Annotated in this window: 13 protein-coding genes; 5 read left to right on the forward strand and 8 right to left on the reverse strand. The window is 68.1% G+C overall.

From position 1 onward, the window contains the following. Positions 1-68: 68 nt before the first annotated feature. Together WI26_RS25955 and WI26_RS25960 are read right to left on the reverse strand one after the other, a co-directional pair. Complete coding sequence (locus WI26_RS25955; RefSeq protein WP_060321375.1) at positions 69-596, reverse strand: YMGG-like glycine zipper-containing protein; 528 nt, start codon at positions 594-596, stop codon at positions 69-71. Positions 597-609: 13 nt separating this feature from the next. Beyond that, positions 610-936, reverse strand: coding sequence for a hypothetical protein (locus WI26_RS25960; protein WP_059536788.1), 327 nt, complete (start codon positions 934-936; stop codon positions 610-612). Positions 937-1445: 509 nt separating this feature from the next. Here WI26_RS25960 and WI26_RS25965 point away from each other — a divergent pair. From WI26_RS25965 to WI26_RS25975, 3 genes are read left to right on the forward strand one after another with little or no spacing between them, the layout of a single operon-like run. Further along, positions 1446-2867, forward strand: a complete 1422-nt coding sequence (locus tag WI26_RS25965; protein WP_069227645.1) for a cytochrome ubiquinol oxidase subunit I — start codon at positions 1446-1448, stop codon at positions 2865-2867. A 29-nt stretch (positions 2868-2896) separates the two neighbouring features. Then, a complete protein-coding gene (gene cydB / locus WI26_RS25970; protein ID WP_059594112.1) occupies positions 2897-3904 on the forward strand; it encodes a cytochrome d ubiquinol oxidase subunit II in 1008 nt (335 codons plus the stop codon). After that, complete coding sequence (locus WI26_RS25975; protein WP_069227646.1) at positions 3876-4055, forward strand: hypothetical protein; 180 nt, start codon at positions 3876-3878, stop codon at positions 4053-4055. The genes cydB and WI26_RS25975 overlap by 29 nt, the downstream gene beginning before the upstream one ends. Positions 4056-4150: 95 nt before the next feature. Here WI26_RS25975 and WI26_RS25980 read toward each other — a convergent pair whose 3' ends face one another. From WI26_RS25980 to WI26_RS26000, 5 genes are all read right to left on the reverse strand, one after another. Continuing rightward, positions 4151-4606 (reverse strand): TIGR00725 family protein, encoded by a 456-nt coding sequence (locus WI26_RS25980; RefSeq protein ID WP_155624419.1) that lies wholly within the window; start codon positions 4604-4606, stop codon positions 4151-4153. Positions 4607-4676: 70 nt separating this feature from the next. Further along, the gene (locus tag WI26_RS25985; protein WP_420480788.1) at positions 4677-5492 is read right to left on the reverse strand and encodes an ABC transporter permease; all 816 of its coding nucleotides are present in this window, start codon (positions 5490-5492) and stop codon (positions 4677-4679) included. Positions 5493-5517: 25 nt separating this feature from the next. Beyond that, on the reverse strand, positions 5518-6606 hold the full coding sequence (locus tag WI26_RS25990; RefSeq protein WP_069227649.1) for an extracellular solute-binding protein: 1089 nt from the start codon (positions 6604-6606) through the stop codon (positions 5518-5520). A 36-nt stretch (positions 6607-6642) separates the two neighbouring features. Beyond that, positions 6643-7674 carry an ABC transporter ATP-binding protein gene (locus tag WI26_RS25995; protein ID WP_069227650.1) on the reverse strand — a complete coding sequence of 344 codons (1032 nt, stop codon included), beginning with the start codon at positions 7672-7674 and terminating at the stop codon, positions 6643-6645. Between the two features lie 7 nt (positions 7675-7681). Next, entirely contained in the window at positions 7682-8533 is an 852-nt protein-coding gene (locus WI26_RS26000) for an ABC transporter permease (protein ID WP_069227651.1), read from the reverse strand. 162 nt (positions 8534-8695) lie between these two features. Between WI26_RS26000 and WI26_RS26005 the strand changes: the two genes are divergently transcribed. Then, complete coding sequence (locus tag WI26_RS26005; protein WP_059914163.1) at positions 8696-9592, forward strand: LysR substrate-binding domain-containing protein; 897 nt, start codon at positions 8696-8698, stop codon at positions 9590-9592. 79 nt (positions 9593-9671) lie between these two features. On the opposite strand, the gene WI26_RS26010 is transcribed toward WI26_RS26005, so the two are convergent. Next, the gene (locus WI26_RS26010) at positions 9672-11348 is read right to left on the reverse strand and encodes an alkaline phosphatase family protein (protein ID WP_069227652.1); all 1677 of its coding nucleotides are present in this window, start codon (positions 11346-11348) and stop codon (positions 9672-9674) included. A 290-nt stretch (positions 11349-11638) separates the two neighbouring features. On the opposite strand from WI26_RS26010, the gene WI26_RS26015 reads away from it, so the two are divergent. Continuing rightward, complete coding sequence (locus tag WI26_RS26015) at positions 11639-11860, forward strand: hypothetical protein (RefSeq protein ID WP_059448952.1); 222 nt, start codon at positions 11639-11641, stop codon at positions 11858-11860. Positions 11861-11915 lie beyond the last annotated feature (55 nt).

Raw genomic sequence — 11915 nt, forward strand, 5'->3', positions numbered from 1 at the left:
TGTGCCGACAGTCGATGCACGCACGGCGCTCTGGCGCGCCATGCCGCGCGACGCCGCCCGGGTCGCCGTCAGTAGCGCGGCGGCGGCGGCTGAACGCCGGCCGGCGGCATCGGCGGCGCCGCGCGCGGTCCACCGCCATATCCGCCGCCGCTCATCCCGCCCGGCACGGGCACGCGATTGCCGGTCGCGTACATGCATTGCAGGTAGCCGTAGTCGTAGCGGCGCTGGATGTCGTAGGCCGAGCCCTGCGCTGCGCCTGCACCGACCACGCTGCCCGCGAGCAGCCCCGCGCCGGCGCCGACGGCCGCACCCGTGCCGCCATTGAACGCCGCGCCGGCCGCCGCCCCGATCGCGGTGCCGACTGCCGCGCTGCCGACCGCGCTCGCGGTCGATGCCTGCCCGGCGCTCACGCCGCCCGATTGCTGGAACGCATACTGGCGACAGTTCGCATCGTCGGCACGGAACTGGTCGAACGACTTGCCGGTGCCGGGCAGCGCCATCACGGTCGGCCCGGCCGGCATGTACGCGCACGCGCCGAGCAGGCCGGCCAGGAGCAGCGCGGCCGCCACGCGCAGAGGTCGAAATACGGATTTCATCGTCGCGCCTCCATCACTGCGGCCGCGCCGGCACCGATCGCCAACCCGACTTGCAGGTCTTCACATATGGGTAGTAATGCTTCGACGCGTCGCAGTAGTACCAGACGTTCGCGTCGCCGTCGTCCTGCGGCTGCCCCTTCTCGACGTACTCGGGCGGCGGGCCCGGGTCAACCGGCACGGCGATGACAGGCGGCGGGTAGTAGTACGGCGCGGGGACGACGGGGTAGTAATACGGATAGCCGGGGCCGATATAGACCCCGACCCGTGCGGCATGCGCCACGCCGCCCGTCGCGACCGCTATCGCGGCCACCGCGCCCATCGCGAGCTTCAATCCATTCACGTCACGTTCTCCGGCTGGCGGTTCGTCGATACGAAGCCGACATACCGAACGCTACGCCGCGCGCGATCCGGCATCCATTACGGGCGCATACGCCAATGTTGCGCGGCGTTACCAATGTGACGGACCCCGTCGGCCGCGGCCCGCCGGCATGGCCGCGCGCGTTACGCGATAACGCGCCGCAACGGTTTGGCTGCTTCCGCGCGCGGGCACGGCGCCGCTCAGTGCGGCCCGATGCTTGCGTCCGCATCGAACCGTTCCGATGATGCGACGCGCCATATTGCCGCACATGCGTCAGACCGCCACGCCGCGGGCACTGCGGCGCGCGTCGCGATCTTGATACGAATCAACGATTTATCCCGAAACCGCCCGCGCGGGGCTGGACATCTGCGACGAGTTGGCGCATTTCGCGGCGCAACATCGCGGCACATACTCCAGCCAACCCCGATGCCCCGTCGGCCGGGGTCCGCCGGCACCCCGCCGGCGGGTATCGTCAGCCTCGGTCAACTGGTATGGACACCGCTTTTTCGGCCCTCGATCTGGCCCGCCTGCAATTCGCGTTCACCGTCTCCTTTCACATCGTCTTCCCTGCCCTGAGCATCGGCCTCGCCAGCTTCATCGCCGTGCTCGAATATCGCTGGCTGAAGACCGGCAAGCAGTACTACAAAACCCTCTGTCTGTTCTGGTCGAAGATCTTCGCAGTCGCGTTCGGGATGGGTGTCGTCTCCGGCGTGGTGATGAGCTATCAGTTCGGCACGAACTGGTCGGGCTTCTCGAGCTTCGCCGGCGCCGTCACCGGGCCGCTGCTGATGTACGAGGTGATGACCGCGTTCTTCCTGGAAGCCGGCTTCCTCGGCATCATGCTGTTCGGCTGGAATCGGGTCAGCCCGCGCGCGCATTTCGGCGCGACGCTGATGGTCGCGATCGGCACGCTGATCTCGACGTTCTGGATCCTCGCGTCGAACAGCTGGATGCAGACGCCGCAGGGCTTCGAGATCGTCGACGGCCGTGTCGTGCCGACCGACTGGCTCGCGATCATCTTCAACCCGTCGTTCCCGTACCGCCTGTTCCACATGGCGATCGCCGCGTTCATCGTCGCCGCGCTGGTCGTGGCCGCGACGGGCGCATGGCACCTGCTGAAGGGCCGTCGCGACAAGGGCGTGAAGAAGATGTTCTCGATGGCGCTGTGGCTGCTGCTGGTGCTCGCGCCGCTGCAGGCCGTGATCGGCGACCAGCACGGCATCAACACGCTGAAGCACCAGCCGGCGAAGATCGCCGCGATCGAAGGGCTGTGGGAGACCGAAAAAGGCGGCACGGCGCTCAACTTGTTCGGCATTCCGGACATGCAGGCCGAAACGACCCGCTACGCGGTGAAGGTGCCGCACCTCGGCAGCCTGATCCTCACGCACAGCTGGGACGGCGAGATCCGCGGGCTCAAGGACTTCCCGCCCGAGGACCGCCCGAATTCGACGGTCGTGTTCTGGAGCTTCCGGATCATGGTCGGCCTCGGCTTCGCGATGATCGGTCTCGCCGTGCTCGCGTGGCTGCTGCGCCGCCGCGGCAGCCTGTACGAATCGAAGTGGTTCCAGCGCTTCGCGCTCGTGATGGGCCCGACCGGCTTCGTGTCGCTGCTCGCGGGCTGGGTGACGACCGAAGCGGGCCGCCAGCCGTGGGTCGTCTATGGCGTGATGCGCACCGCGCAGGCCGTGTCGCCGTTGTCGGTGCAGCAGGTCAGCCTGTCGATGATGACGTTCGTGATCGTGTACTTCCTCGTGTTCGGCACCGGCGTGTATTACATGCTGAAGCTGATGAAGGCCGGCCCCGCGCTGCCCGACGTCGAGCACGGCGCGCAACGCGGCGAGCCCGACGCGCGTCCCGACCACACTGCGCGCCGCCCGATGTCGGCCGTCGACGAGTTGATCGAGACCGTCTGAGCCACCCATTTTCGCAAACGAGAAAACCTATGGACGTCACCGTAATCTGGGCCGCGATCATCGCATTGGGGCTCTTCATGTACGTCGTGCTCGACGGCTTCGACCTCGGCATCGGCATCGTCTTCCCGTTCTTCCCGGACGAGAAGGAACGCGACCTGATGATGAACACCGTCGCGCCCGTTTGGGACGGCAACGAGACGTGGCTCGTGCTTGGCGGAGCCGGACTGTTCGCGGTGTTCCCGATCGTCTATTCGACGGTGCTGTCGGCGCTGTACCTGCCGCTGATCTTCATGCTGGTGTGCCTGATCTTCCGCGGCGTGTCGTTCGAGATTCGCGCGAAGGCGCGGCGCACGAAGCAGCTGTGGGATCTCGCGTTCATCGGCGGCTCGGCCGGCGCGACGCTGTTCCAGGGCATCGCGCTCGGCGCGTTCCTGCAGGGCATCAACGTGAAGGATGGCGTGTTCGCGGGCGACGCATTCGACTGGCTCACGCCATTCAGCCTGCTGACGGGCCTCGGCCTGGTCGTCACGTACGCGCTGCTTGGCTGCTGCTGGCTCGTCGCGAAGACGGAAGGCGACCTGCAGCGGCGCCTCCATCGCGTCGTGTGGCCGCTGACGGTCGTGCTGCTCGGCTTCATCGCGGTCGTCAGCCTGTGGACGCCGCTGCAGGACCCGGCCGTCGCACAGCGCTGGTTCGATTCGGGGCTGTTCTGGCGCCTGCTGCCCGTGCCGTTCCTGGTCGCCGGGTGCGCGGTGTGGATGCGCCGCGCGGTGCGCGACCGGCACGACATGACGCCGTTCGTGCTCGCGCTGGCGCTCGTCCTGCTCGGCTACGTCGGCCTGCTCGTCACGATGTTCCCGTACGCGATTCCCCAGACGATGACGATCTGGGAAGCGGCGGCACCGCGTTCGAGCCAGACCTTCACGCTGGTCGGCGCAGCGGTTATCCTGCCGATCATCATCGCCTACACGACGATGGGTTACTGGGTATTCCGAGGCAAGGTGCGCCATGAAGACCAGCATTACTACCACCACTGATTCCGCAGCTCACCAGTCCGGTGAGCCGCGGCCGCGGATGCGCGGCTGGATGTGGTTCGTCGTCCTGTGGGCGGGCGGCGTGCTCGGCGCCGTCACGCTCGGTTATGCGTTCAAGATCTTCATGAACCTGACGCTGTTCGCGGTGAAGTGAACTCTGGCGGCCGGGGTACCCCGCCACACCCGTAACGTATGCCGCATGCCGATCCGCACGAGCATCGGCATGCTTCCGGCGAGCGCGATACCGGCCTATGCCGAACCGGACAACCACCGCGCGACGCGCGCGACGAGCCGGTCTGCTTCGTCGAAATGTTCGACACCCGCCACCTGCGGCGCGTCGCAGATCGCGAACACCGGCTTGCCCCATTGCAGTCCCAGCGCAATTTCCGACAGCGTGCCGAGACCGCCGCCGACCGCGATCAGGCACAGCGAAGCGCGCGCGATCAGCGCGTTGCGCGTAATGCCGAGCCCCGTCGGCAGCGCGACGGTCAGATACGAATTCGCGTCCCGCGCATCGTCCTCGGGCAGCAGCCCGATCGCGCATCCGCCCGCCCCCCGCGCGCCGCGCGCGGCGGCCTCCATCACGCCCTGCTTGCCGCCTCCGACGATCGCGATGCCCGTCGCCGCGATCCCGTGTGCGATCCGCTCGGCGACGGCGAGCTGCACTTGCGTCGCGTCGCGCGGCCCGATCACGCCGACCGGCATCCGGTGCCGTTGCGCGCCGCGCTGTCGCTGCGCGAGTTGCGCCAGCGCGTCGCGCGTGTCGATCGACCATTCAATGACGTCGTTGCCGTGCAAGTCCTTCCCCCAGTGCAAGAACGCAGGTGCAAAGCGCCGTCAGCACGATCGACAGCACGGCGGCCTGCGAGAAATCGGTCTGTCCGTCGGACAGCTTCAGGTACATAAGCAGCGGCAGGATGTTGACCTGCGTGCCAGCCAGCGCGAGCGCCGTGCCGTACGTGCCGAGCGCGATCGCGCCCACGAGGCACCATGCGGACGCGATCGACGGCCACAGCTCGCGCCACGCGACGTCGAACCACGCGCGCCACGGCCGCGCGCCGAGCGTCAGCGCCGCCTCGAGCGGCCGCCGGTCGAGATTCGCGAGCGCCGGGTAGAGAATCAGCGCGACACGCGGGATCAGGTAGTACGCATAGGCGAATGCGAGCCCCGGCATCGAGTAGATCGCGCCGCCGACGACGGTCGGGTCCGCGCCGAGCGATGCAAGCAGCATCGTCACAAAACCGGCGCGGCCGAACACGAGGATGAAGCCGTACGCGATCACGAGGCCGGAAAAGGCGAGCGGCACGCCGAGCAGCGCGAGCGACCAGCGGCGGCGCGTTGGCGACTGCCCGGCCAGCACGAACGCGACCGGCACGCCGACGGCGACGGACAGCGTGCCGGCGCCGATCGCGAGCGCCAGCGAACGCACGATCGCGTCGGCGACGAGCGGATCGCCGAACACCGCGGCGAACGCACGACCGCCGCCGTCGAACGCGGCGCCGACGAGCGCGCCGAGCGGCAGCACGAAGCACACCGCGAACAGCCCGGCCGCCGGCATCGCGCCGTAGCGGCGCAGGACGCCGCGCTGCATGGATGAGCCCCGCATCGCGCGCCCCTTACTTGCCGAGCGTGGCCTGCGACCAGAGCTGGTCGACTTCGGCCTTGTGCGTCGCGGCCTTCGCGACGTCGAGCGGACGCACCTGCGGCGCGTTCGGCAGCTTCGCGGCGACGTCCTGCGCCACCGGCGTGCCGGGCACGGCCGGGCGCACGTAGCCCTGCGCGAACAGCGCCTGCCCGACGTCGCTCATCACGAGGTTGAGCCACAATTGCGCGGCGGCCGAATTCGGGCCGTTCTTCACGAGACTCATCGCATACGGCGCCGATACGCTGCCGTCCTGCGGGATCACGACTTCAGCCGCATCGCCCATGCCGTCCACGTACTTGGCCTTGAGCCCGTCGTTCTCGTAGCCGATCAGGATCGGAATCTCGCCCTTGACGAATTTCGCGTACGGCGTCGTCCCCTCGACGCGCAGCACGTTGCCCGCCTGCTTCAGCTTGCCGAAGAATTCCGCGCCCGGCTTCGGGTTGTCGACGCTGCCGCCGTTCGCATAGGCGGCGGCGAACACGGCGACTTGCCCCTGCCCGGTTGAACGCGGATCGAGATACACGACCGCATTGCGATATTCCGGCTTCAACAGGTCGGACCAGCGCTGCGGCACGTTCTTCACGAGCTTCTTGTTGACGAGCAACGCGATGTTCAGCGAATGCACCGCGAACCAGCGGCCGTCGGCCGCGCGGAACACCGCCGGCAGCTTGTCGAAATTGACCGGCTTGAACGGCGCGACGACGTCCCTGGCCGTCGCATCGAGCGCCGACGCCGCGAAGTAATACGCCGTGTCGGCCTGCGGGCGGCGTCGCGACTTGTCGAGCGCGACGACGGTGGCCGCCGAGCCGATGTCGTTGTACGTGATCTCGACCTTCGGGTAACGCTTGCGGAATTCGGCGAACAGCGACTTCCAGTTCGCCCACTCCGGACCCGTGTCGAACGACACGACGAGCCCTTCATCGGCGGCCTTCTCGTACAGCGCGTCCTCGCCGGGATAGAGCGGCGCGGCATGGGCCAGCGCCGGCGCGAGGGTCACGAACGCGCAGAGCGCCAGCAGGCGGCGGCGCGTCGCATGAAGAAAGTTGCGGCGTGCAGACATCGTGATTCTCCGTTGAGTGAATAGGGTCGCCCGCGCTCACGCGGCGGGCAGCACGAGCAGATGGCGCGGCTCGATCGACACGCAGCGCGCGGGCAGTTCGCGCCCTTCGCCGAGCAGTGCGTCGGCCGCGCCGGCCGGCACGAAGTCGAAGCGCTGTGTCGCGCCGAAGTAACGCACCTCGCCGACCCGGCCATCGATGCGGTTCGTGACGTCCGCGGGCGGATCGGGCTGCAGGTGTTCCGGCCGGATCAGCACCTCGACCGCGTCACCCGGCCGGTGCGCGCCCGTATCCGCGCGCAGCGTCGCGAACCGCACGTCGACCGCGCCATGCGCGAGCACACGGCCGCGCAGCAGCGTCGAATGGCCGACGAAGCGTGCGACCTGCACGGTTGCCGGACGCTCGTACAGGTCGCGCGGGGTGCCGGCCTGGAGCATGCGTCCGCCGTCGACGATCGCCACGCGATCGGCCATGCTGAGTGCTTCGTCCTGGTCGTGCGTGACAAGCAGCGTCGTCGCGCCGCATGCGCGCTGCAGCGCGCGGATTTCGTCGCGCAGCTGGTGGCGAATGCCGGCGTCGAGGGCCGCGAGCGGCTCGTCGAGCAGCAGCAGCTTCGGTTCGATCACGAGCGCGCGGGCCAGCGCGACGCGCTGCTGCTGCCCCCCGGACAGCAGCGCCGTGCCGCGGCCGGCCTGCGCGGCAAGACCGACGCGTTCGAGCATCTCGAGCGCGCGGCGGCGGCGCGGCGCCGCGGCCATGCCGCGCATCTTCAGGCCATAGGCGACGTTGTCGACGACCGACAGGTTCGGAAACAGCGCGTAGTGCTGGAACACCATCCCGACCTCGCGCTGCCACACCGGCACGCCGGCCATGTCGCGGCCGCCGATCGCGATACGGCCGCGATAGCCGTCGAGCAGGCCGGCCGCGACGCGCAGCAGCGTCGATTTGCCGGAGCCGCTGCGGCCCATCACGGCAAGCAGTTCGCCCTGCGCTGCGGACAGCGTGACCGCGTCGACGCCGTGACGGGCGCCCGGATACTGGAAGCTGACGTTTTCGAAATCGAGACTCATGACGGTTTCACTTCAGGCGTTGCACGGTGAAGACGGAGGCGAGCGTCGCGATCACGGCGAGGACGAGCAGCACGACGGTCGCCGCGCAGGCCATCCCCGACGCGCCGTAGAACGCCTGCAGCAGCACGATCGGATAGTTGCGGTAACGGAAGCCCGCGATGAGGTTCGAGATCTGGAATTCGCCGATCGACAGCGCGGCGACCATCACGAGCCCGGAGAACAGGCTGTGCCGCAGGTTCGGCAGCACGATCGTCAGAAACTGGCGCAGCGGTGTCGCGCCGAGCGTCGCCGCGCATGCCTCGAGCTGCGCGAGGCCGAGGTGGCGCAGGTCGCTCAACAGCGTCTGCAGCAGGTACGGCAACGTCAGCACGGCGTGCGCGGCGATCATCAGCGGCAGCGTGCCGAGCCACGGCAGCGCATCGCCGCTGAAGATCGCGATGTAGCCGAACCCGAGCGTCAGCGCCGGCACCGCGATCGGCATCAGCATCACGATGCGCGCCGCGAAGCCGCGGCCGGCCAGAGCGCGGTGATGCAGCGCATAGGCGAGCGGCAGCGCCAGCCCGGCATTGATCGCGCAGCACGCGAGCGCGACCACGAGGCTCGTGCCGAATGCGCGGGTGAAGCTGCGATTCGCGGCCAGATCGACGAACCAGCGCGACGTGATGCCGGTCGGCAGCAGCGTGTTGGTCCACGACTGGCCGACCGAGCCGACCAGCAGCAGCACGATCGGCAACGCGAGATACAGCCCGAACACCGCGACGAACGCGTGCAGCAGCAGGCGTCCCGCCATCGCACGCGGCCGTTTGTTACGACGAATCGGAATAGCTTCGGCAAGGGCCGAAGCGAATGGCGGATGCATGGCGAATCTCGCTGACGAACACGGAACGGGTCGTGCAATGCCTGCCGGACGGGGCCGGCGCGCGTTGTCACGACGGACGCAGTGTGCGGATCCGACATGGCATCGTCATGAAAAAAACGTACAACGCCCGCATCGATCTGTGCGCGCAAGGAATAGTTCGCCGTGAAGCACCTGTTTCCCAACGTTGCGGAGCTGCAAGCGTTCGCGAGTTCCGTGAAGTACCTGAACTTCTCGTATGCGGCGCGCGAGCTCGGCCTGACGCCGAGTGCGGTCAGCCGCCAGATCGCGAATCTCGAATCGATGTTCGGCGTGAAGCTGTTCGTGCGCGAGGGGCGCACCCTCGCCCTCACGCGGGCCGGGCAGGTTTATCACGCGCGCGTGATCGGCCCGCTGCGCGAAATCGGCAACGCATCGATCGAATTGCTGAGCGCGCGCGAGGACAGCGACCTGCTGACGATCGCAAGCGTGCCGACCTTCACGACGAAGTGGCTGGTGCCGCGCCTCGCGCGCTTTCTGGCCGGCGCGCCGGAGGTCACGCTGAGTTTTCGCCGCCATCTCGCGCACGGCGACGTGTTTCCGTTCGGACTCGACGCGGCCATACGCTATGGCGACGGCGCGTGGGAAGGCGTCCGGTGCGATTACCTGGACGGCCGCACGTTCGTGCCGGTCTGTTCCGGCGAATTCGCGGCGCGCCATGCGCTATGCACGCCCGCCGACGCAGCCGCCGCGCCGCGGCTCGTGCACGAGCAGGCGGAGATCGCGTGGTCCCTCTGGGCGGAGCGCCATCGCGTCGCCGGGATGAACGCGCTGGCGGGGCCGCGCTTCGAACAATATTCGGTGCTGATCCAGGCCGCGCAAGCCGGGCTCGGACTCGCGCTCGTGCCGCGCTTCCTGATCGTCGATACGCTCGCGAGCGGCGCGCTCGTCGAACCGTTCGACGCGCCGGTCGACGTCGACGCGCAGGGGCACTACCTGTGCTGCGCGCCGGAGCGTCTCGAGACGAGCGCCGCGTTGCGGCGCTTCAGGGAATGGATGCTCGACGAATGCGCGGACCGTTGAGCGTGCCCGACATCGCCGGGCACGGCTGAACGGCACGGCGACGCGCCACGGGCGCCGTCGTGCCGCCCGTCACGTTGCGTCAGTGGTCGATGCCGAGCCCCGGCAGCACGTGCGTGTTCTCGGCCACGACCGCGTGCAGCAGCTTCGGATCGGCGCCGAGCAGGCCGAGGATCGTTGGCGCAACCTGCTTCGTGCCGACGAAATCGCTCACGGTGCGCGCGCGGTGCAGGCCCGGATACGCCACGAGCAGGCCGAGGTGGCTGTCGTCCGGCGCGTTGCCGCCGTGTTCCTCGTCCTTTTTCGTGCTCGACGTGTAGATCACGCCCGGATTCGGCTGGACGACGATGTCCGGCGTGCGGCCGTTGGCCGGATCGCCGAACTGGTCGGCCAGCGCCGCGCCGTACAGGACGTACGCGTGCGGGCCGTCGGCGCAGATCCCCGGCGCATTGCAGCCGAGGTTCGCCTTCAGCGTCTGCACCACGGCCGTGCGCTGGCTGCGGTCGCGCAGCCAGATCAGGCCGACGTCGTCGGTCTGCACGAAGCCCGTGCCGACCAGGCCCGAACCGTCGTTCAGGTTGCCCGTCGTCGTGTTGTTCTGGCCGAAGTTGCCGTTCGGGTCGAGATAGTCGTTCGCTTCGAGCAGCTTCGTCAGCGTGTCGCCGTTCTTCACGAGCTTCGTGTGATCGGTCGGCGACTGGCCATGCTTCGCCGTGACGATCACCGCCGTCGACGTGTACAGGTTGCGCTGCTTCAGCTCGTTGACGATGCGGCCGATCGAGTTGTCGACGTAGGTAATCGCGTTCGCGACCTGGCCGTTCGGCGTGAAGTTCGCGTCGAGATAGCCGCCGCCCTTCGCGACCGGCGCCTTCTGCGCGACGCTGAGCGTCTGGAAGTTGGCGCCGAACAGCGTCGGCACCGGCGCGTTCTTCGTGCCGGTCGAGTCGCGGCCGTCGATCTGGTTGACCAGCGCCTGCACGTGCAAGTTGTCGAAGCGCGCGGTGTGCGAATAGACGTCGGTGTAAGCGGTGTTCGTCGCCGGGTCGATCGAGTTGATCTCGGTACGCATCAGATCGTCGACGCCGGTGCCCGACGGGCCGTTCAGCCAGTCGTAGCCCCACGCATGCTTGTCGGCCCACGCGGTGTATGCGTTCGGCACGCCGGCCTTCACGGCCTCGAACACCGTGTTGGTCTTCACGTAGTTGTGCGGATAGACCGGCACGCACTGACCATTCACCTTCGCGTGCGGGATCGCCTGCGGATTGAACGCGCCGCCGCCGTCGAGGTGCACGAGCGCGCCGCCGTTCATTGCGTCGATGCCGGTCGTCTCGTCGAACACCACGTTCCAGCCCTGCTTGCCCGAGCAGGTCGTGTCGCTCGGCGCGTACAGGTTGCGATCGTACGACACGTCGTAGAACAGGCCGGCCGTCTTCGGCGAGCCGCCCGTCACGAGCGCGGCGAGCCCCGGGAACGAGTCCGACAGGCCCGGCGTATAGGCATTCGTGTACGTGACGCCGTTTTGCGCGAGCACCGCGATGTTCGGACACGTGTTCGCGCCGATGCAGCGCGCGAGATCCTGCTCGTGCAGGCCGTCGACGCTGATCAGCAGCACGTGCTTCACGACGCGCCGGCCATGGCCGGCGTCGTTGCCCTGACCGTTGCCATCCTGCTGCGCCGCATAGGCGCTGGCGCCCGTGAGTGCCAGCGCGCCCGCCACCATTGCCACCAGCTTCCGTTGCTTACCAAGGAAAGACATCATCACCCCACCTCATCGATTGACGTTGAACTGCGTGACCTGCCATCAGGCGCGCAAAATATGGCCGGATCGTGCGGCGGTCCGATGAAGCGGGGCTTTCTGTTTTCTATCAAACGTAACCAATCGCAAGTGACATGACGCGGTCGCACAACAAGGCGAAGCGACGCGTGCGCCCAGCTCCGCACCGGACCGGTGCATGCCGCGCGCCACCGCCTGCGACGCGATTTTTTTTCGCGCTTGGCGCATGACTATTGGCGTGTGATAAAGGGTTTTCCCTGACCCGGAGCACGAGTATGTCGACCCTGGAAGCTCTCCGGTTCGTGCTGGACGATGCACGCACCCCCGAAATCATTCGCCATCACGTCGTCGACGCGCTGCAGTACGCGTTGCGCAACTACGGCCAGGTGTTCACCGCGAAGGAAGTCGAGTGGCTGACGCAGTGGGACGACGCGCGTCTGCCGCTGGCCGCGCGGAAGGAACTGGACAAGCGCGAACCGGCGATCGCCGAGCGCTGAAAGGAACGCGCGCCGCCGCGCCCGATTGCCGGTCGGGCGCGGCGGCGGCTGATGA

Source organism: Burkholderia diffusa, assembly GCF_001718315.1.
GTDB lineage: Bacteria > Pseudomonadota > Gammaproteobacteria > Burkholderiales > Burkholderiaceae > Burkholderia > Burkholderia diffusa_B.